General features: G+C 69.1%; 27 protein-coding genes and 1 pseudogene. 13 read left to right on the top strand and 15 right to left on the bottom strand.

Annotation, left to right across the window (positions count from 1 at the left end; genetic code table 11):
• The first annotated feature begins 233 nt into the window (after positions 1–233).
• Positions 234–1,235, top strand: coding sequence for a hypothetical protein (locus tag J9315_RS14365; RefSeq protein ID WP_211978135.1), 1,002 nt, complete (start codon positions 234–236; stop codon positions 1,233–1,235).
• Positions 1,236–1,250: 15 nt separating this feature from the next.
• Here J9315_RS14365 and J9315_RS17505 read toward each other — a convergent pair whose 3' ends face one another.
• The 6 genes from J9315_RS17505 to J9315_RS14335 form a co-directional block, all read right to left on the bottom strand.
• Entirely contained in the window at positions 1,251–1,730 is a 480-nt protein-coding gene (locus tag J9315_RS17505) for a protein-tyrosine phosphatase family protein (protein ID WP_249120913.1), read from the bottom strand.
• Positions 1,731–1,735: 5 nt separating this feature from the next.
• On the bottom strand, positions 1,736–2,518 hold the full coding sequence (locus tag J9315_RS14355; RefSeq protein WP_211978134.1) for an amino acid ABC transporter ATP-binding protein: 783 nt from the start codon (positions 2,516–2,518) through the stop codon (positions 1,736–1,738).
• A 6-nt stretch (positions 2,519–2,524) separates the two neighbouring features.
• Complete coding sequence (locus tag J9315_RS14350) at positions 2,525–3,316, bottom strand: amino acid ABC transporter permease (RefSeq protein WP_198500565.1); 792 nt, start codon at positions 3,314–3,316, stop codon at positions 2,525–2,527.
• A 134-nt stretch (positions 3,317–3,450) separates the two neighbouring features.
• Positions 3,451–4,281, bottom strand: a complete 831-nt coding sequence (locus J9315_RS14345) for an ABC transporter substrate-binding protein (protein ID WP_137825181.1) — start codon at positions 4,279–4,281, stop codon at positions 3,451–3,453.
• 242 nt (positions 4,282–4,523) lie between these two features.
• Complete coding sequence (locus J9315_RS14340; RefSeq protein ID WP_137825180.1) at positions 4,524–5,960, bottom strand: MFS transporter; 1,437 nt, start codon at positions 5,958–5,960, stop codon at positions 4,524–4,526.
• 131 nt (positions 5,961–6,091) lie between these two features.
• Positions 6,092–7,303 (bottom strand): MFS transporter, encoded by a 1,212-nt coding sequence (locus J9315_RS14335; RefSeq protein WP_211978133.1) that lies wholly within the window; start codon positions 7,301–7,303, stop codon positions 6,092–6,094.
• A 151-nt stretch (positions 7,304–7,454) separates the two neighbouring features.
• Here J9315_RS14335 and J9315_RS14330 point away from each other — a divergent pair, with 151 nt between their 5' ends.
• Positions 7,455–8,870: an MFS transporter gene (locus J9315_RS14330; protein ID WP_211978132.1), complete on the top strand. Its 1,416-nt coding sequence runs from the start codon at positions 7,455–7,457 to the stop codon at positions 8,868–8,870.
• Between the two features lie 10 nt (positions 8,871–8,880).
• On the opposite strand, the gene pcaC is transcribed toward J9315_RS14330, so the two are convergent.
• From pcaC to J9315_RS14305, 6 genes and pseudogenes are all read right to left on the bottom strand, one after another.
• On the bottom strand, positions 8,881–9,258 hold the full coding sequence (gene pcaC / locus J9315_RS17500; protein WP_232623894.1) for a 4-carboxymuconolactone decarboxylase: 378 nt from the start codon (positions 9,256–9,258) through the stop codon (positions 8,881–8,883).
• 144 nt (positions 9,259–9,402) lie between these two features.
• A pseudogene (locus J9315_RS17495) lies at positions 9,403–10,173 on the bottom strand (alpha/beta fold hydrolase); the annotation flags it as partial.
• 14 nt (positions 10,174–10,187) lie between these two features.
• Positions 10,188–11,543 carry a lyase family protein gene (locus J9315_RS14320; RefSeq protein ID WP_211978130.1) on the bottom strand — a complete coding sequence of 452 codons (1,356 nt, stop codon included), beginning with the start codon at positions 11,541–11,543 and terminating at the stop codon, positions 10,188–10,190.
• 55 nt (positions 11,544–11,598) lie between these two features.
• Entirely contained in the window at positions 11,599–12,171 is a 573-nt protein-coding gene (gene pcaG / locus J9315_RS14315) for a protocatechuate 3,4-dioxygenase subunit alpha (RefSeq protein WP_211978129.1), read from the bottom strand.
• Complete coding sequence (pcaH, locus tag J9315_RS14310; protein WP_211978128.1) at positions 12,164–12,964, bottom strand: protocatechuate 3,4-dioxygenase subunit beta; 801 nt, start codon at positions 12,962–12,964, stop codon at positions 12,164–12,166. The genes pcaG and pcaH overlap by 8 nt, the downstream gene beginning before the upstream one ends.
• 17 nt (positions 12,965–12,981) lie before the next feature.
• Positions 12,982–14,178: a 4-hydroxybenzoate 3-monooxygenase gene (locus tag J9315_RS14305; RefSeq protein ID WP_137825174.1), complete on the bottom strand. Its 1,197-nt coding sequence runs from the start codon at positions 14,176–14,178 to the stop codon at positions 12,982–12,984.
• Between the two features lie 270 nt (positions 14,179–14,448).
• On the opposite strand from J9315_RS14305, the gene J9315_RS14300 reads away from it, so the two are divergent.
• Entirely contained in the window at positions 14,449–15,504 is a 1,056-nt protein-coding gene (locus tag J9315_RS14300) for a YeeE/YedE family protein (RefSeq protein ID WP_211978127.1), read from the top strand.
• A complete protein-coding gene (locus J9315_RS14295) occupies positions 15,501–15,725 on the top strand; it encodes a sulfurtransferase TusA family protein (protein ID WP_211978126.1) in 225 nt (74 codons plus the stop codon). Before J9315_RS14300 ends, J9315_RS14295 begins: the two co-directional genes overlap by 4 nt.
• A gap of 1 nt (position 15,726) precedes the next feature.
• Here the strand turns inward: J9315_RS14295 and J9315_RS14290 are convergent, their stop codons facing one another.
• Positions 15,727–16,518: a class II glutamine amidotransferase gene (locus J9315_RS14290; RefSeq protein ID WP_211978125.1), complete on the bottom strand. Its 792-nt coding sequence runs from the start codon at positions 16,516–16,518 to the stop codon at positions 15,727–15,729.
• Between the two features lie 28 nt (positions 16,519–16,546).
• Here J9315_RS14290 and J9315_RS14285 point away from each other — a divergent pair, with 28 nt between their 5' ends.
• The 3 genes from J9315_RS14285 to J9315_RS14275 are packed head-to-tail and all read left to right on the top strand — an operon-like array spanning position 16,547 to position 18,126.
• A complete protein-coding gene (locus J9315_RS14285) occupies positions 16,547–17,080 on the top strand; it encodes an O-acetyl-ADP-ribose deacetylase (RefSeq protein ID WP_211978124.1) in 534 nt (177 codons plus the stop codon).
• 10 nt (positions 17,081–17,090) lie between these two features.
• Positions 17,091–17,444: a VOC family protein gene (locus J9315_RS14280; RefSeq protein WP_211978123.1), complete on the top strand. Its 354-nt coding sequence runs from the start codon at positions 17,091–17,093 to the stop codon at positions 17,442–17,444.
• A gap of 16 nt (positions 17,445–17,460) precedes the next feature.
• Complete coding sequence (locus J9315_RS14275) at positions 17,461–18,126, top strand: SDR family oxidoreductase (protein ID WP_211978122.1); 666 nt, start codon at positions 17,461–17,463, stop codon at positions 18,124–18,126.
• Between the two features lie 2 nt (positions 18,127–18,128).
• Here J9315_RS14275 and J9315_RS14270 read toward each other — a convergent pair whose 3' ends face one another.
• Positions 18,129–18,866, bottom strand: a complete 738-nt coding sequence (locus J9315_RS14270; protein ID WP_137825167.1) for a GTP pyrophosphokinase family protein — start codon at positions 18,864–18,866, stop codon at positions 18,129–18,131.
• A 133-nt stretch (positions 18,867–18,999) separates the two neighbouring features.
• On the opposite strand from J9315_RS14270, the gene J9315_RS14265 reads away from it, so the two are divergent.
• Positions 19,000–19,560: a dihydrofolate reductase family protein gene (locus J9315_RS14265; protein ID WP_211978121.1), complete on the top strand. Its 561-nt coding sequence runs from the start codon at positions 19,000–19,002 to the stop codon at positions 19,558–19,560.
• A 3-nt stretch (positions 19,561–19,563) separates the two neighbouring features.
• On the top strand, positions 19,564–19,827 hold the full coding sequence (locus tag J9315_RS14260; protein WP_211978120.1) for a DUF2277 domain-containing protein: 264 nt from the start codon (positions 19,564–19,566) through the stop codon (positions 19,825–19,827).
• Between the two features lies 1 nt (position 19,828).
• Here the strand turns inward: J9315_RS14260 and J9315_RS14255 are convergent, their stop codons facing one another.
• On the bottom strand, positions 19,829–20,602 hold the full coding sequence (locus J9315_RS14255) for an IclR family transcriptional regulator (RefSeq protein WP_137825165.1): 774 nt from the start codon (positions 20,600–20,602) through the stop codon (positions 19,829–19,831).
• A gap of 133 nt (positions 20,603–20,735) precedes the next feature.
• Between J9315_RS14255 and mdlC the strand changes: the two genes are divergently transcribed.
• The 4 genes from mdlC to J9315_RS14235 are packed head-to-tail and all read left to right on the top strand — an operon-like array spanning position 20,736 to position 26,251.
• Positions 20,736–22,316, top strand: coding sequence for a benzoylformate decarboxylase (gene mdlC / locus J9315_RS14250; RefSeq protein ID WP_211978119.1), 1,581 nt, complete (start codon positions 20,736–20,738; stop codon positions 22,314–22,316).
• 32 nt (positions 22,317–22,348) lie between these two features.
• Positions 22,349–23,812 (top strand): benzaldehyde dehydrogenase, encoded by a 1,464-nt coding sequence (locus J9315_RS14245; RefSeq protein ID WP_211978118.1) that lies wholly within the window; start codon positions 22,349–22,351, stop codon positions 23,810–23,812.
• A gap of 43 nt (positions 23,813–23,855) precedes the next feature.
• On the top strand, positions 23,856–25,106 hold the full coding sequence (locus J9315_RS14240) for an aromatic acid/H+ symport family MFS transporter (protein WP_211978117.1): 1,251 nt from the start codon (positions 23,856–23,858) through the stop codon (positions 25,104–25,106).
• Entirely contained in the window at positions 25,103–26,251 is a 1,149-nt protein-coding gene (locus J9315_RS14235) for a PrpF domain-containing protein (RefSeq protein WP_211978116.1), read from the top strand. Before J9315_RS14240 ends, J9315_RS14235 begins: the two co-directional genes overlap by 4 nt.
• Positions 26,252–26,257 lie beyond the last annotated feature (6 nt).

Below are 26,257 nucleotides of genomic sequence, written 5' to 3'. Positions count from 1 at the left end.
CTCGGCGTTAAGTGGTGGTCTCGATGAGGAAGGAGACCCATGAGCGCCATCGAGGAGGGGTGACGATGACGCGCATGGCTGTGGCTCGCTGAATTGCCGAGACCACCGCTTGGCATCGAGACCGCCATTTATAACCGGTGGTCTCGGCACGAAGCGGTGGTCTCGATGGGGGCTCAGAAATTTTATGTGGTGCTTGCATTCATTTGAAGCTGTTTGGTGGCTATTGTGAGTTCATGGTCACTGTGTTCAGCTCGAGTGAGTTGCGCGACCTCGGCGTCGGGGCCGACACGTTCGACGAGTGCATCGGCAGAGTTCGGCGCGGTTGGTTCGTGCTCAAGAAGCCATGCGAGAACACGGCCCATGAAGTCCTCCACGAGATCCATGAGGCGTCGGGGCATCCGTACCCGCAGACCTTCGGGGACATCCGTGACAGCACGGAGCAGCTCAAGACGCTCATCCGCTCCTACGCGCGGGAACTGCTTCCGGGGAGCTTCTTCTCCCACGTCTCGGCAGCCATCATCCACGGACTCGATCCGCCGTTTCCCACGACGACAGCGGCCGAGCTCATCCGGTCCGGGTATGGGAAGAGGAAGCCGACTGTCCACTACCGGAATCGTGAAGTCGCATCTGCCGATCGTGCCCGCGTCGGCGACCTCCCCGTGACGTCGATGAGGCGGACGCTCCTCGACCTTGCCCATGACTATCCGAGCGATGTCTCGGTCCCCTTCATCTCCCAGGCTCTGCGCGAGGGGAAGGTGTCGAAGGAGTCACTGACGAGCGGCATCCGCCTCGGCGGCAGGGGGTGCAGGAATGCGCAGCTGGCGCTCGAACTGGCGAGCCCGCTGCACGAATCAGCGGGCGAAGCGCTGTGCGCGGTCAGGTTCCACCGCTTCGGAATCACCGGCATGATTCCGCAGGTCGACTCGTTTGATGCCAGCGGCTCCTGGATCGCCCGCAACGACTTCCGACACGAGACTCTGCCGCTCGTCGTCGAGTTCCACGGGCTGGGCAAGTACTTCCTCAACGAGGGCGGGCCCGACCGGGCGAGTGCGAAGAACCACGAGCGTCACATGAAGCTGCTCAACTCGGGGCTGCGGGTGTTCAACCTCGTATGGGGAGACCTCTTCCGCGCCCAGCCGTTCATGGAGATCAAGGCAGAGCTCAAAGCGCTTGCCTCATCGAGATCACCACTCCGCACCGAGACCGCCACCTATAACCGGCGGTCTCGGAGTTAAGTGGTGGTCTCGGCGTCAGTCGGTGCCATTGAGGTCGAATCGCTCGACGAAGCGGCGCTGCCACGGGGTTTCGACGGCGCGGACATCGTAGTGGGTGCGGACGAAGGCGACCGCCTCGGCGGGAGGCACCCCGTCGAGGACCGCCAGACACGCCAGTGCGGTCCCGGTGCGCCCGCGCCCACCGCTGCAGGCGATGCCGACGCGCTCGAACTCCGCTCGCCTCCAGCACTCGACGAAGGCATCCGCGGCATCGTCCCGGTCCTTCGGCAGGGCGAAATCGGGCCATGCCACCCACCGCAGATCCATCGCCGGCGCGGGACCATGCGTCTCCGACTCGAACTCGCGCTGCCTGCCGAGGAGGATGAGCTCGAAGTCCGCAGCCTCCGGTCGGTCATCTGCAGCGGCGCGTCTCGACCGCGCCAGGGAGCGCCCGCGAACCAATCGACCCGACGGCAGCGTGAGGACGCCCTGACTCGTCGGGTCCCAGCTGCTCACGTCTGCTACTCCAGCTGTCCCGGGTGGAGGACGCGGGAGAGGAAGTCCTTCGTCCGCTGCTCCTGCGGATTGCCGATGACGTCCCTGGCGGGGCCCTCCTCGACGACGACCCCGCCGTCCATGAAGACGACACGATCGGCGACCTGGCGGGCGAACTCCATCTCGTGGGTGACGACGACCATCGTCATCCCCGCCTCGGCGAGGCGACGCATGACCTGGAGGACATCGCCCACGGTCTCCGGGTCGAGCGCTGAGGTCGGTTCGTCGAAGAGCATGAGGTTGGGGTCCATCGCGAGCGCGCGGGCGATCGCGACGCGCTGCTGCTGGCCGCCGGAGAGCTGATCGGGGTAGCGCTCGGCGAAGCCCTCCAACCCCACCTGTGCGAGACGGTCGAGGGCGATCCGCTCCGCTTCCGCTTTGCCCCTCTTGAGCACCCGGCGCTGCGAGATCGTGCAGTTGTCCATGACCGTCAGGTGCGGGAAGAGGTTGAATGCCTGGAACACCATGCCCACGTGTCGGCGCAGACTGTTGATCTCGACGTCGGGGTCCGTCGCGTCGTAGCCCGCGACGGTGATCGTCCCGGCGTTGGGCTGCTCGAGCAGATTGACGCAGCGCAGCAGGGTCGACTTCCCGGATCCTGAGGGCCCGATGAGGCAGACCACCTGACCCGGCTTGACGTCGAGATCGATGCCCTTGAGCACCTCGACATCGTCGTAGGACTTGTGCAGGCCGGTGATCGTGCACCCTTCGGCGTGGATGTCCTCGGTCGGTTTCGATGCAATCGACATATCGTCCTACTTCTTGATCTTGGCGGTGCGCGACTCGAAGCGCCGGGCGAGGATCCCCAACGGGACCGTGATGACGAGATAGCAGACACCGGCGACGACGAGCGGTGTCAGCCCCGCCTCCGGATTGGAGATCGCCTCTCTGCCGAACTTCGTCAGCTCGTACTGGGAGGCGGTGAGTCCGAGGATGTAGATGAGCGAGGAATCCTTCGTCATGAGGATGATCTCGTTCGTCAGCGGCGGCAGGATGATGCGGAACGCCTGCGGGATGACGATCGTGACCATCGCCCGCGTGTGGGACATGCCCAGCGACCGCGCCGCCTCGTACTGGCCCTTCGGCACCGCCTGGAGCCCTGCGCGGATCGTCTCGGCGATGTAGGCGGACTCGACGATGCCGAGCGCGAGCATCACGGTGACATACGTGTCCATCCGGATGCCGAACGCGTAGGGCACCGCGTAGCCGAACGCGAGGAAGACGAGGAGGGCGGGCACGCCGCGGAAGAGCTCGATGTAGGCCGTCGCGATCCACCGGTAGGGAGCGACCGACGAGATCTTCATGAGCGCGAGGAGGATCCCGAGCGACAGCGCGAGCACGAACCCGAGCGCCGTGTAGATGATCGTGTTGACGAGCGCAGTCGTGATGATCTCGGGGAACTGCGCCGCGATCACGTCGGGATTGAAGAACTTGAGGTAGATCGTCTGCCAGTCGGCGAGGAAGACGGCGAGAAGGACGGCGACGATGAGGATGCCGTATTGGATGCCGCGGGATGTTCGCTCGCGCTGGCGCACGCTGAGAGCCAAAGTGCCTCCAGAATTCTGGGCCCGTTGTGAGGAGCCCTCATGCATCCGGCAGGGTGGGCCGCATGCGGTGTCGGTGAACGGGAACCTGTCGAGGCCCGGCCGGCATCACGCCGACCGGGCCTCGTGGCTGGGCGTCAGGGAGTCGTCGCCGCCCGATCCGCTTCGGGGATCCGCGCGGCATCGGCGACGTCGCCGAACCACTTGTCGACGGCGGCGTCGTAGGCGCCGTCGGAGTAGAGGCGCTGCATCGTCGTGCCGAAGGCGTCGAGCATCGGCTGATTGCCCTTCTTCACCGCGGCGCCGAGGACCTCGCCGGTGTCGTACTCCTCGACGAAGACGAGGTTGTCGTCAGCGGCGACGGCGGTGGAGATGATGGAGATGTTGCCGATGACCGAATCGACCTGACCGGTCTGGATCGCCTGGGTCATCAGCCCCGAATCCTCGAACTGGACGGGTGTGGCGCCGTTGTCCTGGGCATAGGTCTCACCGGTCGTCGCCTGCTGCACGCCGACCTCCTTGCCCTTGACGTCGGCGATTCCCTTGATGCCGGACTCCTTCGTCGCCATGAGCCCGAGGTTGTCCTTGAGGTACGGCGCGGAGAAGTCCATCTTCGTCTTCCGGTCCTCCGTGATCGACATGCCCGACAGGGCGATGTCGCACTGAGCGGTGTCGAGCGCCGACCCGGACTGGATGGCCTCGAAGGCGGTCGTGATGACGTTGAGCTCGACGCCGAGGTCGTCGGCCAGGCCCTGGGCGAGGTCGATGTCGAAGCCGACGTTCTCGCCGTTCTCGACGAACTCGAACGGCTCATAGGGAATGTCGGAGCAGACGGTGAGCTGTCCTTCGCTGACGAGGGGAACCCCGCCCTCGGCCGTCGGTTCCGAACCCGATCCTCCACCTCCGCATGCGGACAGGGCGAAGAGAGCGCCAGCGGCCACGGCGGCCATGGTCAAGCGTCGTTTCATGGATCCTCCCAGATCGTCGGTGACGGCGATGTCACACGCATGTGCGCCGCTCAGCAACCGAATTCTGAGCGGCATCTGTGAGGAATCGTACCGTGTCCTGTGTCACATCGATGTTTCGTCGGCCCTCGCCGAGGTGGTCGTTGCCAAACCGTTGCACGAAGCGCCGAGGCGGACCTGCGGGTCCGCCTCGGCGCTGGGTGCTGCTCTGCTGGGTTCAGCTCTGCGTTCGGCTGAGTCGGGACTCAGCTCAGTTCGGCCTCGATGTCGAGGTCCGCGGTCTCCTTCGCGAAGTAGAGCGCGACGAACGTGAGGAACGCGGCGGCGACGATGTAGAGGCCGCACCAGAAGATCGTGCCGCCCTCGGCCTGCCACAGCGCGACCATCGCGAACGGTGCGGGACCGGCGCCGATGACGCTGGCCATGTTGTACGACACCGCCGAACCCGTGTAGCGGACGTTGGCGGGGAAGAGCTCGGGCAGGTACGCGGCCATCGGCCCGAACGTCAGACCCATGAGGGTGAAGCCGATGATGAGGGCGGCGACGACGCCGACGGTGCCCGCGTTGAAGAGCACGTTGACGGCGAGCCCGTAGACGGCGATGAGCACCGTGACGCCCATGAGCATCTTCCGGCGCCCGAGCTTCTCCGCGAGCGGTCCGGAGACGACGGTGAAGATGCCGAAGAACACGACGCCGATGATGAGGTAGGTGAGGAACTCGTTCTTCTCATAACCGAGCCCCGCGACGAAGCCCGCGGGATCGAAGGGCTTGCCGGCCGCCTCGGCGGCGGTCTCCGCCTGCTCCACCGTCGCCGGGGACGTGCCGTACGTGAGCGTGAACGCGGTCATGAAGTAGAAGATGACGTAGGTCGCGAGCATGATGAACGTGCCGAGCAGCAGCGGCAGCCAGCTGCCGGTGAAGACGCGGCCGATCGGGGCCCGGGAGATCTGCTGGCGCTGCTCGACGAGCTGGAACGCCGGGGTCTCCATGAGCGAGAGCCGGACGTAGAGACCGACGGCGACGAGGAGGGCCGAGAGGAGGAACGGGATCCGCCAGCCCCACGCGAGGAACGCCTCGGGCGAGAGCCACGAGTTGAGACCGACGAAGAGGAGGTTGGCGAGGATGAAGCCGACGGGCGCGCCGAGCTGCGGGAACGTTCCCCAGATCGCGCGCTTGCCCTTGGGGGCGTTCTCCGTCGCCAGCAGCGCCGCGCCCGACCATTCGCCGCCGAGGCCCACGCCCTGGGAGAAGCGGAGGAGGACGAGGAGGAGCGGGGCGAGGACGACCCAGCCGGGGGTCTCGGCGGTGGGGAGGAGGCCGATGAGGAACGTGCCGATGCCCATGATGAGCAGGGACGCGATGAGCGTCTTCTTCCGGCCGATGCGGTCGCCGAAGTGACCGAAGATGATCGACCCGACGGGGCGGGCGACGAAGGCGACGCCGAAGATCGCGAACGAGCTCAGCAGCTGCGTCGTCGAGGTCTGGTTGGGGAAGAAGAGGGCGGGGAAGACGAGTGAGGACGCCGTCGCGTAGGCGTAGAAGTCGAAGAACTCGATGGTCGTGCCGACCATCGAGGCGCTCAGCACCTTGCCGCGCGTGTTGTTCTTCCTCGTCGCCGCGATCGCCTCGGACTCGGCGGCGGACTGCGCGGGCGCGCCGTCCGGCTGTGTTTCGGTGGACATGTTCTCTGTGCTCCGCTGTGGTGGTGAAGACGGGCAGTCGTGCTCGTGTGGACGGACCGACACTACGCTCGTCTCAGCAGGCGCACAGCCTGCGTCTCAGGGATTGAGATCGCAGGCCTGGGCGCGGAGGATCACAGGTCGAGCGTCGTCCGGCTCGACGACGCGGCCGGGCCCTTCCGGCGCAGGACGATCGCGATCGTCAGCACGATGAGGCCGGCGATGCACAGGCCCACTCCCACCCACGCGGGTGCCCGGTAGCCGAGACCGGCGGTGATGACGATGCCGCCGAGCCATGCGCCGAGGGCGTTGGCGAGATTGAACGCCGCGTGGTTCATCGCCGCCGAGAGACTCGGGGCGTCGGTCGAATCGCGCAGCAGCCGCATCTGCAGAGAGGTCGTGATCATGGACCCTGCGATGCCGATGAAGAAGAGCGCGACGATCGCGACCGCGGCGTTCTCCGTGAACGCCCCGAACGCGGCGAGGACGAGGGCGGAGAGGATCATGCCGCCGGTTCCCGACCGTTCGATCGACTTGTCGACGAGCGGACCGGCGATGAGCGAACCCGCCGTCATGCCGAGACCGTAGACGGCGAGCACCCACGGGATCGCGGTCTCCGGGACATGGGCGACCTCGGTCATCGTCGGGGTGATGTAGGTGTAGACGGCGAACATGCCGCCGAAGCCGATCGAACCGGCGAGCAGCGTGAGGATGATCTGCGGCCGCGCCAGCGCCTTGATCTCCCCGCGGGCCGAGGGTGCTTGGGAGAGTCTCACCGTGGGCACTGCGATGGCGACCATGATGACGGTGAGGATGCCGAGCGCGGCGACGAGCGCATAGGCGCTGCGCCAGCCGAAGGCGTTGCCGAGGGCCGCGGCGACGGGCACGCCGACGATGTTCGCGATCGTCAGACCGAGCATGACCCTCGCCATCGCCCGGCCGCGGCGGCCCACCGGCACGAGCGAGGCCGCGACGATCGCGCCGATGCCGAGGTAGGCGCCGTGGGGGAGGCCGCTGACGAAGCGGGCGATGTTGAACAGCGCCGCATTCGGCGCGAGCATCGAGGCGACATTGCCGAGGGCGAAGAGTCCCATGAGGCACAGGAGCAGGAGCTTGCGGTCCATGTGCGCGGCGATCGTCGTGATGAGCGGGGCGCCGACGACGACGCCGAGGGCGTAGAGGGACACCGCATGCCCGGCCTGCGGGACGGTGATGCGCAGCTCGGCGGCGATCTGCGGGAGGAGACCCATCGTGGCGAACTCGGTGACGCCGATCCCGAACGCGCCGATCGCGAGGGCGAAGACGGCGAATTTGTAGGTCCGGCGGGGCACGGGCGCATCGCTCATGGCTGTCCTCTGGGATGGGGTGCGGATTCTCACCGACGGCAGGGCGGCCGCGGCAACCGCACCAGCCTAGTGCCCGCGACCGGGCACCGGTAGTCCGCGCCGTCACAATGTGATCGGTCCCATGTCAGTGCGTCGGGCTACTGTGAGAGACATGACGGAGATGAGCGACGATCCCCATGCGGCTGACCCCGAACCGCCGCCGGGCGGGCAGCGGACGTTCCTCCATGTCCTCGTCAACACTGCCATCGCCAACGTCACGACGAGCTTCCTCTGGTTCGCCCTGACCTTCTGGGTCTACCTCGAGACCCGATCGGTGCTCGCCACCGGGGTCATCGGCGGGGCGTACATGCTCCTCGTCGCTCTCTTCTCGATGTTCTTCGGCACCGTCGTCGACCGGTTCCGCAAGCTTCGGGTCATGGTCGTCGCCACGGCCGGCACGCTCGTCCTCTTCACCGTCACCGGGCTCATCTACCTGGCGGTGCCGAATGCGATCCTCCTCGACATCGGCGGACCGTGGTTCTGGGTCTTCAGCCTCGTCATGCTCGCCGGGGCCGTCGTCGAGCAGCTGCGCGGCATCGCCCTGTCGACGACCGTGTCCCTGCTCGTGCCCGGGCCCAAGCGCGCCAATGCGAACGGGCTCGTCGGCACGGTCCAGGGCCTCGGCTTCCTCGTCACGAGCGTCTTCAGCGGACTCGCCGTCGGGTTCCTCGGGATGGGCTGGTCGATCGCCATCGCCGTCGTCCTCATCGGCCTCTCCCTCCTCCACCTCCTCACCCTGCGGATCCCGGAGCCGGTCATCGTCGCCTCCGCGGGACAGCCGGGCTGGGTCGACATCCGCGGCGGCCTCGCCGCGGTCCTCGCCGCCCCCGGGCTCTTCGCGCTCGTGCTCTTCACGACGCTCAACAACCTCGTCGGCGGCGTCTACATGGCGCTCACCGACCCCTACGGGATCGAGGTCTTCGGGTCCGCTCAGGCCTGGGGCATCGCCCTGGCCGTGGTCTCGACCGGGTTCATGATCGGCGGCGGACTCGTCGCGAAGTTCGGTCTCGGGCGCAACCCGATCCGCACGATGCTCCTCTTCTGCTGCCTCATCGGACTGCTCGGCGCGGTCTTCGCGCTGCGCGAGTCGTGGCTCCTCTACGGCCTCGGGCTGTGGGGCTTCTTCCTCATGCTGCCGGTCATCGAGGCCGCCGAGCAGACGGTCATCCAGCGGGTCGTGCCGTTCCGTCAGCAGGGTCGCGTGTTCGGCTTCGCCATGACCTTCGAGGCGGCCTCGGCGCCGATCACCGCGTTCCTCATCGCCCCGATCGCGGAGTTCTGGGTCATCCCGTACATGCGCACCGATGCGGGCGCCGACCGCTGGGGCTGGCTGCTCGGCGAGGGAGACGTGCGCGGCATCGCGCTCGTCTTCCTGTGGACGGGCATCGTCTCGATCGTCCTCGCTCTCGCCGCCTTCGGCACGCGCGCCTACCGGATGCTCTCAGCCCAGTACCTCGAGGTCGCGGCCACGGACGGCGCGACCACGGACGGTGCTGCCAAGGACGGCGCGGCCAAGGACGGCGCCTGAGCGCTTCGTGTCAGTCGAGTCCGTCGGCGTCGACCTCGGCGAGGGCCTCGGCGGCGACGGCGAAGGCGGTGTTGGCCGAGGGCACCGAGCAGTAGATCGCGGACTGGAGGAGGATCTCCTTGATCTCGTCGCGGCTGAGCCCGTTGCGCAGCGCGGCCTTGACGTGCATCTTCAGCTCCGCCTCGTGTCCGCCGGCGATCATCGCCGTGAGCGTGATCGCCGAGCGCATCCTCCGGTCGAGGCCCGGACGCGTCCAGATCTCACCCCACGCGAAGCGGGTGATGAGGTCTTGGAAGTCGGCGGTGAAGTCCGTGATCGCGGCGTTCGCCCGGTCGACGTGGGCATCGGAGAGGACCTCGCGGCGCACTCCCATCCCCGCCTCCCACACGGCGTCGCGGTCGGCGTCCCGCGGGCCCGCGGCCGTCGGCCGGGGCACATCGGCAGCCGCCCCGGTCGCTGTCCCGCTCGTGCCGCGGCCGGCGAGGAAGTCGGAGAGGAGTCCCGCGGTGACGACGGGTGCCTCGATCGGCACGAGGTGCGCGGCGCCCTCGATGATCTCGAGGAGAGCACCGGGGACGGCATTGGCGATCTCGGCGAGCTTCGTCGGCGGGGTCGGAGTGTCGTGCTCACCGGCGACGGCGAGCAGCGGCAGGCCGATCTCGGACAGGCGCCCCCGGATGTCGAAGTCGGCGAGCGTGTAGCAGAGCGCGGCGTAGGAGAACCGGTCGGCATCCTGGAGGGAATGGAGAAGCGCCGCCGAGGCCTCGGGTTCGCGTTCCATGAATCCGGGGCCGAACCACCGTTCGGCCGATCCGATGACCTGCGTCGGGGTTCCGGAGATCGCGACGGTCTCCGCGCGCTCCTCCCAGCCCTGGGCTTCGCCGATCTTCGCCCCGGTGCAGAACACCGCCGCCCTCTCGAACCGCTCCGGATGATCGAGGGCGAGCTGGAGGGCGATGGCGCCGCCGATCGAGTCCCCGGCCAGCGACACGGCCACCTCCGAGTCGCCGCCGACATCGGGAAGGACACGGTCGACCGTCGTGAGCACCGCCTCGGCGAGATCGGCCATCGACACCCGGGGAACCTCCGAGCGCGACGCGCCTGCCCCCACGTCGAGGGCGGGGGAGCGGCCGTGACCGGGCAGGTCGATGCCGATGACCGCGGTGTCGGGGGCGATGTCGGCCAGGGCGCTCGCCGCCTGCTGCCACAGCGCGCCCACCGAGGTGCCGAGCGAGGGCAGGGCGATGACGACCCGGGCAACGGGGGCGGTCGGGGTCGTGAGGACTGAGGCGGTGAGTTCCACGGTGGTCGCTTTCGTCAGGGGGTGGTCGGGTCGGTCGTGCGGATGATCGTCTCCCGGATGCCCTCGGCCTCGCCGAGGTAGGACGACGGTGCGAAGAATCCCTCCAGCTCCGCGGGGTCGGGCACCGGCCCGGGGGTCGCGGCGAGGGCGGCGCCGAGGCGCTCGGCGGGGTCACCGGAACCGGAGAGGATCTCCGTGATCGCGTCCTTCGACAGGCGGTCGCCGAAGACGATCGTGAGCTTCTCGCCGTAGATGCCGGGACCGGCGGCGTCGAGGTTGCGGCGCATCGCCTCGGGGCGGGCGCTCAGTCCGGTGACCATCTCCTCGAGGAGGGCCAGGGAGGACAGGGCGAGGACCATGAGCGCGGACAGGGCCGGCCATTCGGCATGCCAGGCGCCGTCGGAGCGCTCCTCGACGGCTTCGGCGCCGGTCGTCGCGACCGTGGCGAGCAGACCGGGGGCGCGCATGCCGTTGCGGTGGAGGAGGACGGCGACGGTGGGGTTGGTCTTCTGCGGCATCGCCGAGGAGCCGCCGGTCGCGGCGAGGGCGAGTTCCCCGACCTCGGGGCGGGTGCCGATGAGGACGTTGCGCGCGATCGAGGAGCCCACACCCACGCACTGGGTGAAATGGGTCGCCCAGGTCAGGACGCGGACCCGGTCGGTGTGCCAGGGAACGGGGGTGGGGGAGAGGGCGGCGTCGGGTCCGCGCAGCTGGACCTCGAACTCCCGCAGCAGCGCCTCTGTGCGGTCCCCGGCGAACTCCCGGATCGCCGCACGCGTGCCGGCGGCCCCGCCGACCTGGACGGCGTCGCTGCGGGGCGTGAGAGCGGCGACCTCGGCGACCTCCGCCGCCCACGTCGCAACCCGCAGACCGAACGTCGTCGGCAGCGCCGGCTGGGTGAGGGTGCGGGCCAGGCACAGGGTTTCGGCATGGGCCTCGGAGAGGGAGCGGAGCGCCTCGGTGATGACGTCGAGACGCGCCCGGGTCTCGGCGATCGTGCGGGTGACGAGGAGGCCGAGCGCGGAGTCCATGACATCCTGGCTCGTCAGCCCCCGGTGGAGGGCACGGCCCGCCTCGGGAGTGAGGCGGGCGCGCACTCGGGTGAGGAACGGGATGACGGGATTGCCGCCTGATTCGGCGTCCGCAGCAAGCCCTGCCAGCGCTTCCGCATCGGCCTGGAGCTCCCACGTCACGGCGTCGACGGCCCCGGTGACCGCAGTCCGCGTGTCCGCGGAGACGAGGCCGGCTGCCGCCTGCGCGGTCACCCACGCGCTCTCGACCTCGCCGATCGCCCCGACGAGCGCCGCATCGTCGACGCTGTCGGCGCCGCGGAGATCGCCGGGGGCGAAGAGCAGCCGGGTGCGGCTCATGCAGTCTCCTCTGTCGTCTCAGTCGGTGTCATCTCAGTCTCGGTCGACGGCCGTCTCAGTCGGTGTGGCCGGGGAACCGGAGGAACGGGGTCTCGTCCTCTCCCTGCAACCGTATGTCGAAACGCAGGGTCCCGTCAGCCTCCCGGGTCGCGATGAGACGCTCCCGGTCGGCCGGATCGAGGGAGGACAGCAGCGGATCGGCGGCCAGCGCCTCGGCGTCACCGGGGATGTAGACCCGCGTGAAGAGCCGGTTGAGCAGGCCGCGGGCGAAGACGACGACGCTGATGAAGGCGGCCTTGCCCGCCTCGGTGGGGCCGGGTACGACGGTGGAGAAGCTGAACCGGCCCTCGGGGTCGCAGGCGGCGCGGCCGAACCCGGTGAACGTGAAGCCGTCACGGCGCAGCGACCCCGTCGCCCGGGAGACCGTGCCGGTCTCGTCCGGCTGCCAGATCTCGAGGATCGCATCGGGCACGGGCACCCCCGCGCCGTCGTAGACGACCCCGGCCAGCTGCACGGCGTTGGCCGCGCCGGGCGGGACGAGCGCGCTGTCGCCCGGGTAGGGCAGGGCGTAGCCGTAGAAGGGCCCCACGGTCTGACCGGGGGTGGCGGTGTACTCGGTCTCAGGCATCGTCGTCCTCTTCCATCCAGGTCCGCTCGGCTCCCGTGAGGACGATGTCCCACGAGTAGCCCATGAGGAATTCGTGTTCGGTGATGTCGTGGTCGTAGGTGGCCACGAGGCGCTCGCGCGCCTTCTCGTCGGTGATCGACTGGAAGATCGGGTCGAGGGCGAAGAGCGGGTCACCGGGGAAGTACATCTGCGTGACCATCCGCTGCGTGAATTCGGTGCCGAAGAGCGAGAAGTGGATGTGCGCCGGCCGCCATGCATTGTGGTGGTTCTTCCACGGGTAGGGGCCGGGTTTGATCGTCGTGAACGAGTACGATCCGTCCGGTCCCGTCAGGGTGCGCCCGACCCCGGTGAAGTTCGGGTCGATGGGGGCCGGGTGCTGGTCGCGTTTGTGGATGTAGCGGCCGGCGGAGTTCGCCTGCCAGATCTCGACGAGCTGACCGGCGACCGGCCGGCCCTGGCCGTCGAGGACCCGGCCGGTGACGCGGATGCGCTCGCCGATCGGCTCCCCGCCGGCCTGGATCGTCAGATCCGATTCGAGGGTGCCGATGTCCCGGTGGCCGAACGCCGGGGAGTACAGCTCGATCGTCTCCGGGTCGGTGTGGCGGGGATCCTTCGTCGGGTGCCGCAGCAGCGAGGACCGGTAGGGCGGGTAGTCGAGTCGCGGCTGCGTCTCGACCGGGGCGCCGGCTGCCACGGCGTCTTCGTACTCGCGGCCGATCTCATTGATCTCCGCGCTCAGCGTCGCCTGGGATTCGGCGGCGTCGTCGGGACCGGAGAGCTTCTGTGCGCTCATGGTCTGACCTCTCTTCTTCAGGGGATGGTGGTGGTGTGCGGCCAGCCGGTGTAGCACTCGGCCAGGTACCGGCGGCCGTGGTCGGAGGTGAGGATCGAATCGAGCTCGCCGAGGCTGCGGCGGGCTTCGAAGGGATCCGCGGTGGGGTCGGTGTGGAGCATCCTCGTCATCTGATACGAGAAGTTCTGGGCCTTCCAGACGCGCTTCGTCGCGGTCGCCGAGTACCGGGCGAGCGCCTCGGCGTCGGAGTCCTGCAGGGCGCGCACGAGGGCGGGGGCGAGCACCGCGACGTCGGCGAAGGCGAGGTTGAGGCCCTTCGCGCCGGTCGGGGGGACGGTGTGGGCGCTGTCGCCGGCGAGGAAGAGGGAGCCGTGCTGCATCGGCTCGGTCACAGCGGAGCGGAAGGGCAGGACCGTCTTGTCGATGATCGGACCGGTCCGGAGCGCGAAGCCGTCGGGGCCCTCGACGCGGGCCTGGAGTTCGGTCCAGATGCGGTCGTCGGACCAGTCGGCGACCTCGGTGTCGGGTGGGGCCTGGAAGTACATCCGCTGGACGGTGTCGCTGCGCTGGGAGATCAGGGCGAAGCCGCGTGCGGAGCGGGAGTAGATGAGGACCTCGTGGCTCGGCGGCGCCTCACAGAGGATCCCGAACCATGCGAACGGGTACTCGTGGAAGAACCGCTTGCGCGTGGTCTCGGGGATCGATGCCCGGGAGGGGCCGCGGGAGCCGTCGGCGCCGACGACGTACCGGGCGGTGACGGTGAGCGGCTCACCGTCGTCGGTGACGGCACGCACCTGCGGGGACTGCGATTCGACGGCGTCGAGGCGGGTGTCGGTCACCGCATGGAACGTCGGTCGTCCGGTGCGGGCGCGGGCGGCGGCGAGGTCGACGTAGATCTCGTTCTGCGGGTAGAGCCACACGGATTCGCCGACGAGGTCCGGGAAGTCGAGAGGGTGGCTGACCCCGTCGACGCGGATGTCGATGCCGTCGTGGCGATGGCCTGCGGTATGGACGCGGGAGTCGATGCCCGGGGTCTCGAGCATCCGCACCGAGGCGGCCTCGAGGATGCCGGCGCGATGGGTCGTCGCGATGTCGTCATGGCTGCGATTGTCGACGACGACGGAATCGATGCCGGCGACGTGCAGGAGATGGGCGAGCATGAGGCCCGCGGGTCCTGCGCCGACGATCGCGACATCGGTGTGGAGATCTGGCACTGAGGCCTCCTTGCCTGTCAGGGTTCACCTCAGTGTGCTCCGCACCACGAAACCGGCGCGACAACTTTCTCATTCAACGGCGTCCGTGGGTGACGACACATGACGCGGCATTGACGCGGCGAGCGTGATCGCTCAACAATAGTGGGCGGTGCAGGCGGGTGTTTGCTCAGTTCTCTCGGGTTGGGATCGCCTGTTCTGCACTGCAATGCTCAACACCTGGGCACCGTCATCGCAAGACGGCCCGGGTGCACATCGTCAGGAAGGCCATCCATGATCATCACCGGACTCGTCGTCGGGCTGCTGCTCGGATTCGTCCTGCAGCGCGGACGCTTCTGCGTCACCGGCGCCTTCCGCGATCTCACGCTCACCGGCAACACCCGGTGGTTCTCCGCGCTCATCGTCGTCATCGCCGTCCATGCGATCGGTCTCGCCGCCTTCAGCTCGCTCGGGTTCATCACCCTCGAGCAGTCGGCGTTCCCGTGGCTGGCCTCCATCCTCGGCGGACTGATCTTCGGGGCCTCGATGATCCTCGCCGGGGGCTGCGCCACGGGCACGTACTACCGGGTCGGGGAAGGACTCGTCGGCAGCTGGATGGCGCTGATCTTCTTCGCCCTGACCGCCGCGATCATGAAGACCGGCCCGGCAGCGGGACTCACCGAAGGGCTGCGGTCGATCACCGTCCCCGACGGCGCCCTGAGTGCGACGACCGGGCTGAGCCCGTGGGTCTTCGCGATCGCGCTCTCCGGCGTCGCCGTGTGGCTGACGATCCGCCACAACCGCAAGCTCACCACCCCGGTGGCCACGCTGCCCCCGCGGCGGACCGGACTGGCCCACCTCCTCTTCGAGAAGCGGTGGAACCCGTTCGCCACGGCCGCGATCATCGGCGTCATCGCCACCCTCGCCTGGCCCCTGTCGGCGGCGACGGGACGCAACTCCGGGCTCGGCATCACGACCCCCTCGGCGAACCTCGTCACCTACTTCGCCACCGGGGACGTCACCCTCGTCGACTGGGGAGTCATGCTCGTCATCGGCATCCTCGTCGGCTCGTTCATCGCCGCGAAGGCCTCCGGGGAGTTCCGGATCCGCGTGCCCGACCGTGAGACGCTGCTCAAGGCGATCGCCGGCGGCGTCGGGATGGGCATCGGCGCGGCGATCGCCGGCGGCTGCACCGTCGGCAACGCCATGGTCTCGACCGCACAGTTCGAATACCAGGGCTGGGTCGCGACGTTCTTCATGATCGTCGGCGCGGCCATCGCCGCGAAGGCCACCATCAGACCACGCAGCGCAGCGGGCACCCCGGTGCCCGCAGGAAGCAGGACAGCATGAAACAGATCCTCGAGACCAACGGGCTCGTCTGCCCCTTCCCCCTCGTCGAGGCCAAGGACGCGATCAGCGGCTTGAGCGTCGGTGACGAACTCGTCATCAACTTCGACTGCACCCAGGCCACCGAGGCGATTCCCCAGTGGGCGGCGGAGAACGGCTACCCGGTCACGCACTTCGACCGGACCGGCGACGCCTCGTGGACGATCACCGTCCAGAAGGCGTAGGTCACAGCCGCACGATCGTCTCCGCACCGTCGGCGACGGTCAGGCGCATCGCGGTGTTCTGCTCGATCCGGCTCCACCCGGTGTGGCTGAGCCCCGAGCTCGTGACGATCGTCGCCCCGTCCGCGAAGCGCTGCCAGCTCATCCGGTAGTAGTGGCTGCGATGGTCGAGCGGGAGCCGACCGCCGGTCTCGGACGTGTCGAAGCTCGCATAGGGCACCTCGGTGCCGAGTGTGGCATGGACGACGATGAGCTCGGTCCGGGTGAGGATGAGCAGATTGATGCCCGGGTGGTCGAACTCCGCGCGGATCTCGCGCACCGTCTCGACGACGGCCTCGAGGAGCGGGGTGCCGGCATCGACCCGCCGGAGGATGAGGGCGAAGAGGAGGGCCGAATCCGTCGTGCCGCCGATGCGCGCGATCTCAGCTTCGGTGACCCGCGCCCGCAGCTGCTCGACCGGGTGGATCGACCCGTTGTGCGCGAGCGCGACGCTGTCGGCGAGGAACGGGTGCGTGTTCTCGACGAGGTCGGCCATCCCCGTCGTCGCCATCCGCAGGTGGACGATCCGCCCGCGCGCCGCCGCATCGTCGAGCGCCGCGGTGAGACGGGGGTCGTTCGTGCCCTCGTGGGGCGTGCGGAACCGGTCGAGCGCCTCGGTGGCCGGATCGATCCACGCCGTGCCCCACCCGTCGTCGTGGAGTCGGCCGAGGTCCTGCCACTGCCGGCACTGGGCGCGGCCGATCAGTCCCGCCGCGCTCACCGGGGTCGGTGAGATGAATCCGAGAAGCCTGCACATCCGCCACCGTCCTGACTAGACTCGCTCCATGAAGATCACGGTACTCGAAGGCGATATCACCGAGGTGAGCGTCGACGCGATCGTCAACGCCGCGAACTCGAGTCTCCTCGGCGGAGGCGGCGTCGACGGGGCGATCCACCGCGCGGCGGGACCCGCTCTCCTCGAGGCGACGAGGGAGCTGCGGCGCACGAGCCTGCCGCGCGGTCTTCCCCCGGGTCAGGCCGTGGCCACCGAGGCGGGTGAGCTGCCGGCGCGGTGGGTCATCCACACCGTCGGCCCCAACCGGAACGCCGGCGAGGCCGACCCGGAGGTCCTCGAGTCGGCGTTCGAATCGAGCCTCAACGTCGCCGAGGAGGTCGGGGCCGCCTCTGTGGCGTTCCCGGCGATCGGCGGAGGGGTCTACGGCTGGTCGCCGCGGGACGTCGCCGAGACGGCGCATGCCGTCATCGTCGACGGGCGGGCCCGCGGGCGCTGGGAGACGATCACCGAAGTCCAGTTCGTCCTCTTCAGCGACGCGATGACGAGCGTCTTCTGCCAGGTCTTCGACCACGACCAGTGGTGAAAGGGGAGCCATGAGAGTCCACAGCATCATCGCCGATCTGCCGGTCGCCGACATCGCCGCCGCGCGCGACTTCTACACGTCCTACCTCGGGCTGGCGACCGAGGAGTTCAACCTCGGCTGGGTCGCCCGGTTCACCTCACCCGAGACGGGCGCGCATCTTCAAGTCGTCACCGCGGACGCGACTGCACCGGTCGACGCGGCCGCCTCGATCAAGGTCGACGACGTCGACGCCGCCTACGCCGAGGCGGTCGAGCGCGGATTCGAGATCATCCACCCGCTCACCGACGAGGAGTGGGGCGTGCGGCGCTTCTTCGTCCGGGCGCCTGACGGCAACGTCTTCAACATCGTCGCCCACCGGGAGTAGGCACTACCCTCGAACCATGCCCCTTGCGCTCATCACCGGTGCCGCCCGACCCGACAGCATCGCCGCCGGCATCGTGCCGCGACTCGAAGCCGACGGCTGGGACGTCGTCACCAGCGACCTCGACGGCACCGACCGTCCCTGCGACCTGTCGACGCCGACGGGTCCCGACGCGCTCATCGCGGCCGTGACCGCCGAGCACGGCACCCTCGACGCCCTCGTCCTCAGCCATGCCCACGGCGTCGAATCGGGCATCCTCGACACGACGGCGGAGAGCTTCGACCGACATGTCGCCGTCAACGCCCGGGCCAGCCTCCTCCTCATCGCCGCCTTCGCCCGGCAGATCGGCCCTGACGGCGGAGCGGTCGTCGCGTTCACGAGCGACCATGTCACCGGCAACCTGCCCTACGGGGCGTCGAAGGGGGCGCTCGATCGCATCGTCATCTCCGCAGCCAGAGAACTGGGGCCGCGGGGAATCTCGGCGAACGTCGTCAACCCCGGCCCCATCGACACCGGGTGGATGGACGAGGACCTGCGGGCCGCTCTGCTCCCGGCCCAGCCGCTCGGTCGCCTCGGCACGCCGGCCGACATCGCCGGCATCGTCGCGTTCCTGCTGTCACCTGCCGGTCGCTGGGTCTCCGGGCAGCTCATCAGCACCGACGGCGGATTCTCCGCCCGGTTCTGACCTCACTCCTCGTCGCGGCTGAGGTTCCACAGCAGGCGGAGGAGCTCGGCGTCGAGGTCGTTGCCGTGGTCGGTGGCATCGGCGTCGCGGACCTCGTTGTGGAGCTGCTCCATCTTGAGGTCGAGCTCACCGGCGACGGCGGCGGCGCGGGTGAGTTCGGCGACGAGGCGGTCGGGTACGTCGCCTGCGTACTTGTAGTGGATCTTGTGCTCGAGGCTCGCCCAGAAGTCCATCGCGATCGTCCTCACCTGGACCTCGCAGATGATCGGCACCGGACCGTCGGAGAGGAAGATCGGGATCTCGAGGATCGCGTGGAGGCTCTTGTAGCCGTTGGGCTTCGGATGGGCGATGTAGTCCTTGATCTCGATGACCCGGATGTCGTTCTGTGAGGTCAGCGTCTCGAGCACCCGGTAGGTGTCGGCGATGAAGCTGCACGTGATGCGGATGCCGGCGATGTCGGTGATCGCCGTGCGGATGACGTCGATGTCGAGCGGCAGACCGCGCCGAGTGATCTTCTCGAGCAGGCTGCGCGGGGTCTTCACCCGCGAGCTGATGTGCTCGATCGGATTGTAGCGATGCAGGGTGAGGAACTCCTCGCGGAGGATCGAGACCTTCGTGAGCACCTCGTCGATCGCGAACCGGTGATGCATGAGCAGGCGCGAGAAGTCCGTGCGCAGCCGCTGGACCTTCTCCGCCTGGGCGGGGGTGAGCGGTTCGGCGGGCTCGCCGGGGACGACCATCGATTCTCCTGGGGTTCGGAACCACCTCGGCGGTGGTCAGGCTCAGTCTACGTCGGGGGTTCTCCCGGCGCCGGATGTGTGGTTGACTGAGCACACCAACCAATTGCATTCTGCAAGCACTCAAGGGGGAGTGATGGGAACAGTGGCATGCTCGCTCGACGGGTTCATCGCCGGTCCCGGACACGACATGTCGTGGCTCTCGACGGCCGAGTTCGCCGAGGGCACCACCGAGAGCATGGCCTCCGAGGTCGCCGTCATCATCTCCGGCAGGCGGGGCTACGATGCGGCGCGGGAGCAGGCCGACAGCCGCGACGAGTTGACGGCCGAACCGTACGGCGGAGCATGGTCGGGCACCGAGATCATCCTCACCCACCGCCCCGCGGAGCTGGCCGGCGATGATTCCGTCATCGCGCTCGACTGCTCGATCACCGAGGCGATCGACCGTGCCCGGGCCCTCGCCGGGGACGGCGACATCCAGATCATCAGCGCCGACATCGCCCGGCAGGCGCTCGAAGCCGATCTCATCGATGAGCTCCAGGTCTTCGTCGCCCCGGTCTTCCTCGGCGACGGCACGCGGATCTTCGACGTCCCCGGCGGCCGTCGCATCGACTGGGAGCTCGTCGTGATCGATGCGGCGAACGCCCGCAGCTGCGGCCGGACCTATCGTCCGCGGCGGTCGGCGGCGTACCGTTGAGCCATGTGCCGGAACATCCGAACCCTCCACAATTTCGCGCCCGCGGCCACCTCGGAGGAGGTCCACGCCGCTGCCCTCCAGTACGTGCGCAAGATCGCGGGGACGACGAAGCCCTCGAAGGCCAATGCCGAGGCCTTCGAGGCCGCCGTCGAGGAGATCGCCCACATCACGCAGCACCTCCTCGACTCCCTCGTGACGACCGCGCCGCCGAAGGATCGCGAGGTCGAGGCCGAGAAGCGCCGCGCCCGCTACGCCGCGCGAGCATGAGCTAGTCCGTGACCGACCGGCCCTGGCTGATGAGGTCCTGAGTGATCCCCGCCGAGGCGGCCCGCAGTGCCTGCATGATCGCCGGCATCCCGACGTTGCGCTCGGAGTCGACGACGACGCCGAGGCCCGCGATCGTCAGCCCGCTGCCGTCGAAGACGGGCACGGCCACACCCGTCGTGCCGTCGTCGATGTGACCGACGAGCTCAGCGCAGTGATAGGTCCGGATCGTCTGGAGCATCCGCCGCAGCACTGTCGGATCCGTCGTCGTGCGCTCCGTGAACGCCGTGAGCGCACCCCGCAGATACGCCTCGCGCACGTGCCGGGGCGCATGCGCGAGGAGGACGAGTCCGCACGAGGAGGCGTGCGCGGGCAGTCGACCGGCTGTGCGCGAGCGGTTGATGACGGCCATGGGCTTCGACATCCGCTCGATGAAGAGGACCTCCCGCTCCCGGAGGATGCCCAGCTGTGTGTTCTCCCCGACGAAGTCGTGGACGGCGATCATGTGCGGCCGCGCCAGGGACGCGAGCTCGACGGCGTCGGAGGCGCGGTTCGACAGCTCCCACATCCCGACCCCGATCCGCACCCGCCCGCTCGGATCCCGCTGCAGGAGGTCGTGGGACATCATGTCGTTGATGAGGCGATACGCCGTCGACTTCGGCAGCTGGGCGCGGCCGGCGAGCTCCTCGGTGGTCAGGCTCGGGTGATCGGGGTCGAAGGCCCCGAGGACGCGAACGAGCCGATCGATCATCGAGTCGCCCGAAGGTGAGTTCGCCATACCAGCATCGTAGCCGCGCGAACCTGTGCGTCCCAATGAATGGAATAACCGTAGCCAGACGTGTCGCCGCTCACTAGCGTGGCGATTATCGGCGGGGCGTCCCCACCGTCCGTCTCGAAGGAGAGCATCGTCCATGGCAGCAATCACGGTCCGGCAGGCAGTCCACGACCTCATGGCATTCCACGGAATGACCGTCCTCTTCGGCAATCCCGGATCGAATGAGCTGCCGTTCCTCAAAGACCTCACCGCCCGCTACATCCTCGGGCTCCAGGAGGCCGCCGTCGTCGCCATGGCCGACGGCTACTCCCAGGTCACCGACCGTCCCACGCTCGTCAACCTCCACGCCGCCTCCGGCTCGGGCAACGGCCTCGGCGCCCTGACGAACGCCGCGATCTCCCGTTCCAAGCTCGTCGTCACCGCAGGTCAGCAGGTGCGCAGCATGGTCGGCCCCGAGGTCATGCTCGCCAACGTCGACGCCACGATGCTCGCGAAACCCCTCGTCCACCGCTCCCTCGAACCGCTCGCGGCCGCCGATGTGCCCCGCGCGTTCTCCGAATCCGTGCTCGCCTCCCAGCGCGGTCCCGTCTACCTCTCCGTGCCCTACGACGACTGGGACGCGGAGGTCGAAGAGAGCGTCGTCGGCCAGCTCTCGCGCACCGTGACCCCCGGTTCGGCCCCCGACCCGACCGTCATCGCCGACCTCCGCGACCGGCTGGGCGCAGCCGAGGCCGCGGTCCTCGTCCTCGGCCCCGACGTCGACACCCCGGAGGCGTGGGCGGCCGCGATCGCCCTCGCCGAGGCCCATGACCTTCCCGTATGGGCCGCCCCGTCCCTGCCGCGCCTGCCCTTCCCCAACCAGCATCCGCTCTTCCGCGGGGTGCTGCCGGCGGCGATCGGCCCGATCGGGGAGATCCTCGGCGCCCACGACCTCGCCCTCGTCATCGGCGCCCCCGTCTTCCGCTACCACCAGTGGCAGCCCGGAGAGTACCTGCCGGAGACGACGCATCTCGTCCAGATCGGCGACGACCCGGACGCCGCCGAGCGCGCCCCCTTCGGCGATGCGCTCGTCACCGATCCCGTCGCCGCTCTCGTCGCGCTCGCCGAGGCGGCCCCCGCCCCCGGCACACCGCGGACGTGGGAGCCGGAGATCGAGCCCGCGACCGCCTCGGCGACGCCGGGCACCCTCCACCCCGAGGAGGTCTTCGCGACCCTGCGGGAGACGATGCCCGTCGACACCCGCTACGTCGTCGAATCGACGTCGACGAACTCCGCGTTCTGGTCGCAGATGGACCTCCGCGAGTCCGGATCGTACTTCTTCCCCGCCTCCGGCGGGCTCGGGTGGGGCCTGCCCGCCTCGATGGGCGTCGCGCTCGCCGATGCGCACCGACCCGTCGTCGCCATCATCGGCGACGGCTCCGCCCACTACTCGATCGCCGCCCTGCGCACCGCCGTCGAGGAGGGCATCCCCGTGACCATCGTCGTCCTCCGCAACTCCACGTACGGGGCGCTCGTGTGGTTCGCGGACATGCTCGACGCGGGCACGGTGCCCGGGCTCGACCTCGGCGACGTCGACTTCGTCTCGATCGCCCGGGGCTACGGCATGACCGCCGTCCACGCGGACTCGACCGCCCATCTCGCCGAGCTCCTCACCGAAGCCCACGGTGCCGGCCGGCCCACCCTCATCGAGATCGACACCGAGAAGACCACCCCTTGACACCCCCACCACAACCCCAAGGAGACACCGCTATGAGCACTGAGACCTTCCTCGGCACCGACTGGAACGGCCGGATCTTCACCGGCGACTGGGTCGACGGGTCGGCCGACCCGATCCCCGTCGTCGAACCCGCCACCGGTGAGACCCTCGCCCGGATCGGCATGGCCTCGTCCGACGATGCCGTTGAGGCGGCACGACGGGCGGCCGCCGCGCAGCGCGACTGGGCGAAGACCAAACCGACGGAACGGGCGGCGGTGATGCGCCGTGCCGGTGAGCTGTGGGCCCAGCACGCCGCGGAGATCAACACGTGGATCATGCGCGAATCCGGTGCGATCGCGGCGAAGGCCACCTTCGAGACCGACTATGCGGCGGCCACCTGCTACGACTCCGCAGCGCTGCCGACCCACCCGAAGGGGCACGTCCTGCCCTCGGACGAACCCCACTGGTCGTTCTCCCGCCGCGTGCCCGCGGGCGTGGTCACCGTCATCGCCCCGTTCAACTTCCCGCTCATCCTCTCCATCCGCTCCGTCGCCCCGGCGCTCGCCCTCGGCAATGCCGTGATCCTCAAGCCGGATCCGCGCACCGCGGTGTCCGGAGGCGTCACCCTGGCGAAGATCTTCGCCGAGGCGGGGCTGCCCGAGGGCGTCCTCCAGGTCCTGCCCGGCGGCGGTGACGTCGGCGAAGCCCTCGTCGCGGCCCCCGAGGTCTCGGTCATCTCGTTCACCGGGTCGACCGCGGCGGGACGGATCGTCGGCGAGAACGCCGGCCGCCTCCTCAAGCGCTGCCACCTCGAGCTCGGCGGCAACAACGCCCTCATCGTCCTCCCCGGCGCCGATCTCGAGGCAGCCGCCTCGGCGGGCGCCTTCGGATCGTGGTTCCACCAGGGTCAGATCTGCATGACCACCGGTCGTCACCTCGTCCACGACAGCATCTACGACGACTACGTCGCAGCACTGGCCGAGCACGCCGCGAAGCTGCCCGTCGGCGACCCGAGCACCGAGGAGGTCGCCCTGGGGCCGATCATCGACGAGAAGCAGCAGACGCACGTGCGCGACATCATCGAGAAGGCTCAGGCCGACGGCGCCCGCCTCGTCACCGGCGGCGTCGGCGAAGGCCCGTTCGTCCCGGCGACGGTGCTCGCCGACCTCTCGCCGACGAACCCCGCGTGGACGCAGGAGATCTTCGGTCCCGTCGCCCCCGTGGGACGGTTCTCCACGCTCGAGGAGGCCGCGGACATCGTCAACGACAGCGAGTACGGGCTGTCGGTGAGCATCCTCGGCGACCTCGGCACCGCGATCGACCTCGCCGATCACATCGACTCGGGCAAGATCCACATCAACGAGCAGACCATCGCCGATGAAGGGGACGTCCCCTTCGGCGGCACGAAGGACTCGGGCAACGGCTCCCGCATCGGCGGCGCCGAGGCCAACATCGAGTCCTTCACCGAGGTCCAGTGGATCACGATGCGCTCGCAGATCGCACCGTACCCCTTCTGACCACCGACACAATCACCACCGAGAACACAGACCGGAGACAGCGTTGTCCGCATCGCCCACCGCACCATCCCGCCCCACTCCCGCGGACACCCGCTGGCCGGCCGTCCTCTGCTGGCTCGCCGTCGCCCTCGAGGGCTTCGACCTCGTCGTCCTCGGGGCGGTCATCCCGCAGCTGCTCGCCACCCGGGCGCTCGGCTTCACCCCCGAGGCGGCGACGCTCGTGGCGACGATGAGCCTCGTCGGCGTCGGCCTCGGGGCGGCCGTCGTCGGGCCGATCGTCGACCGAGTGGGCCGGCGGGTGACGATCATCGCGTGCGTGATCATCTTCTCCGTCTTCACCCTGCTCGTCGCCTTCGCTCCGAACGTCGCGCTGTTCACGGTGTTCCGGTTCATCGCCGGTCTCGCGCTCGGTGCGGTCATGCCCAGCTGCCTCGCCTACATCAGCGAGCACAACCGCTCGGGCAAGACCGGCAAGGCGACGACGCTGACGATGACCGGCTACCACGCCGGCGCCGTGGCGATCTCGCTGCTCGCGGTCTTCTACTCGCACAACTGGCATCTGCTCTTCATCGCCGGTGGCGTCGCGGGGCTCGTCATGGTGCCGCTGCTGTGGTGGAAGCTGCCGGAATCGACGGCGTTCCTCGCCGCCCGCTCGGAGCAGAGCACGGAGACGGCGGCGCCGAAGACGGGGATGCGCGGTCTCTTCACCGGCAGGTTCGCGCTCGTGACGATCGGCGTGTGGGCCGCGAGCTTCATGGGACTCCTCCTCGTCTACGGTCTCAACACGTGGCTGCCGCAGCTCATGGCCGATGCCGGATACGAGGTCTCCGACTCCCTCGTCATGCTCTTCGTCCTCAACCTCGGCGCCGTCGTCGGCCTCGTCGTCGCCGGGTGGCTCGCCGACCGGCACGGGACGAAACCCGTCGTGCTCCTCTGGTTCGTCCTCGCCGCGGTCTTCCTCGCGATCCTCAGCATCCCGATGACGAGCCAGCTGCTGCTCAACCTCGCCGTCTTCATCACCGGCGTCTTCGTCTTCTCCGCGCAGGTCCTCATCTACGCGTTCGTCTCCGCGATCTACCCGGCGACCGCGCGCGGCACGGCGCTCGGCATGGCCTCGGCGGTCGGCCGGATCGGCGCGATCGTCGGACCGTTCATCACCGGCACCCTCGTCGCCGCCGGCATCGCCTACCCCTGGGGCTTCTACCTCTTCGCCTTCGTCGCCGTCCTCGGCTTCCTCGCGATGGCGATCGTGCCCTCGGTGGTCAACACGAGGAACGCTACCCTGAGGGCATGACACGCTGGATCGACGCCGCCTTCGTCCGCGGAGGCACGAGCAAGGGCCTCTTCTTCCGCGCCGCGGACCTGCCATCGGTCGGCGACGGCGAGGAGCGGACGGCCTGGGACCGGATCTTCACCTCGGCGATGGGCTCGCCCGATGCCTTCGGTCGGCAGCTCGACGGGATGGGCGGGGGCATCTCCTCCCTGTCGAAGGTCATGGTCGTCTCCGCCTCCGACCGCGACGGCGTCGACCTCGACTACACGTTCGCGCAGGTGGAGATCGCCGAGGCGGCCGTCGACTACTCGGGCAACTGCGGCAATCTCTCCTCCGGGGTCGTCCCGTTCGCGCTGCTCACCGGGCTCATCAGCGCCGGTGACGGGTGGCATGTCTTCCGCCTGTTCAACGTCAACACGGGCAAGCTCGTCGACGTCGGCCTCACCGTCGAGGACGGACAGGCCGTCGTCGACGGGGACTTCGTCCTCACCGGGGTGAGCGGGAAGGCCGCCCCCATCGAACTCATCTACCCCGATCCGGCCGGCAGCCGCACCGGTGCGCTCCTGCCGACGGGAAACACCTCGGATTCCCTGACCGCCGGCGGGTTCCTCATCGACGCCACCCTCATCGATGCGACGCTGCCGCTCGTCATCGTTCCGTGCACAGCGGTGGGGCTCACGGGCACCGAGCTGCCCGAGCAGATCGACGCCGACTCCCGGGCGCTGGGGCTCATCGAAGAGCTGCGCCGGGCCGCCGCGGTGCGGATGGGACTGTGCCCGACCCCGGAGACCGCGCCGCAGGTCGTGCCCAAGGTCGCCGTCGTCAACGCGCAGGCCGACACGCGCCTCCTCGACGGCACGCGGCTCCCCGCCGCCGACGCCGACCTTCCCGTGCGCGTCATCTCCATGGGGCAGGCCCACAAGGCGGTGCCGGGCACCGCGGCGATGTGCCTGGCTGCGGCCGCGCTCGTCCCCGACACGATTCCCCACCGGATACTCACCCGCAGCGCGCACCCGCGCTCCGGGCCGGAGGTGCGGCTCGGCACTCCCTCCGGGGTCGTCACCGCCTCGGCGGTGCGCGATACGACCACCGGGGAGGTCACCGCCACCTCGCTCTACCGCACCGCGCGCGTGCTCATGCGCGGCGCGGTGGCCGTCGCGGACTGACGCGAC

Source organism: Brevibacterium sp. W7.2 (assembly GCF_018137945.1).
Classification (GTDB): Bacteria; Actinomycetota; Actinomycetes; order Actinomycetales; family Brevibacteriaceae; genus Brevibacterium; species Brevibacterium sanguinis.
The sequence above is the reverse complement of the archived record's forward strand: the minus strand, read 5'-3'. Positions and strand labels throughout refer to the sequence as shown.

Bases quoted from the DNA above. Each gene is read 5' to 3' on its own strand.
- J9315_RS14365 (WP_211978135.1), top strand. From the start codon at position 234: ATGGTCACTGTGTTCAGCTCGAGTGAGTTGCGCGACCTCGGCGTCGGG.
- J9315_RS14355 (WP_211978134.1), bottom strand. From the start codon at position 2,518: ATGTCGATTGCATCGAAACCGACCGAGGACATCCACGCCGAAGGGTGC.
- J9315_RS14345 (WP_137825181.1), bottom strand. From the start codon at position 4,281: ATGAAACGACGCTTGACCATGGCCGCCGTGGCCGCTGGCGCTCTCTTC.
- J9315_RS14340 (WP_137825180.1), bottom strand. From the start codon at position 5,960: ATGTCCACCGAAACACAGCCGGACGGCGCGCCCGCGCAGTCCGCCGCC.
- J9315_RS14335 (WP_211978133.1), bottom strand. From the start codon at position 7,303: ATGAGCGATGCGCCCGTGCCCCGCCGGACCTACAAATTCGCCGTCTTC.
- J9315_RS14330 (WP_211978132.1), top strand. From the start codon at position 7,455: ATGACGGAGATGAGCGACGATCCCCATGCGGCTGACCCCGAACCGCCG.
- J9315_RS14320 (WP_211978130.1), bottom strand. From the start codon at position 11,543: ATGAGCCGCACCCGGCTGCTCTTCGCCCCCGGCGATCTCCGCGGCGCC.
- pcaG (WP_211978129.1), bottom strand. From the start codon at position 12,171: ATGCCTGAGACCGAGTACACCGCCACCCCCGGTCAGACCGTGGGGCCC.
- pcaH (WP_211978128.1), bottom strand. From the start codon at position 12,964: ATGAGCGCACAGAAGCTCTCCGGTCCCGACGACGCCGCCGAATCCCAG.
- J9315_RS14300 (WP_211978127.1), top strand. From the start codon at position 14,449: ATGATCATCACCGGACTCGTCGTCGGGCTGCTGCTCGGATTCGTCCTG.
- J9315_RS14295 (WP_211978126.1), top strand. From the start codon at position 15,501: ATGAAACAGATCCTCGAGACCAACGGGCTCGTCTGCCCCTTCCCCCTC.
- J9315_RS14290 (WP_211978125.1), bottom strand. From the start codon at position 16,518: ATGTGCAGGCTTCTCGGATTCATCTCACCGACCCCGGTGAGCGCGGCG.
- J9315_RS14285 (WP_211978124.1), top strand. From the start codon at position 16,547: ATGAAGATCACGGTACTCGAAGGCGATATCACCGAGGTGAGCGTCGAC.
- J9315_RS14280 (WP_211978123.1), top strand. From the start codon at position 17,091: ATGAGAGTCCACAGCATCATCGCCGATCTGCCGGTCGCCGACATCGCC.
- J9315_RS14275 (WP_211978122.1), top strand. From the start codon at position 17,461: ATGCCCCTTGCGCTCATCACCGGTGCCGCCCGACCCGACAGCATCGCC.
- J9315_RS14270 (WP_137825167.1), bottom strand. From the start codon at position 18,866: ATGGTCGTCCCCGGCGAGCCCGCCGAACCGCTCACCCCCGCCCAGGCG.
- J9315_RS14265 (WP_211978121.1), top strand. From the start codon at position 19,000: ATGGGAACAGTGGCATGCTCGCTCGACGGGTTCATCGCCGGTCCCGGA.
- J9315_RS14260 (WP_211978120.1), top strand. From the start codon at position 19,564: ATGTGCCGGAACATCCGAACCCTCCACAATTTCGCGCCCGCGGCCACC.
- J9315_RS14255 (WP_137825165.1), bottom strand. From the start codon at position 20,602: ATGGCGAACTCACCTTCGGGCGACTCGATGATCGATCGGCTCGTTCGC.
- mdlC (WP_211978119.1), top strand. From the start codon at position 20,736: ATGGCAGCAATCACGGTCCGGCAGGCAGTCCACGACCTCATGGCATTC.
- J9315_RS14245 (WP_211978118.1), top strand. From the start codon at position 22,349: ATGAGCACTGAGACCTTCCTCGGCACCGACTGGAACGGCCGGATCTTC.
- J9315_RS14235 (WP_211978116.1), top strand. From the start codon at position 25,103: ATGACACGCTGGATCGACGCCGCCTTCGTCCGCGGAGGCACGAGCAAG.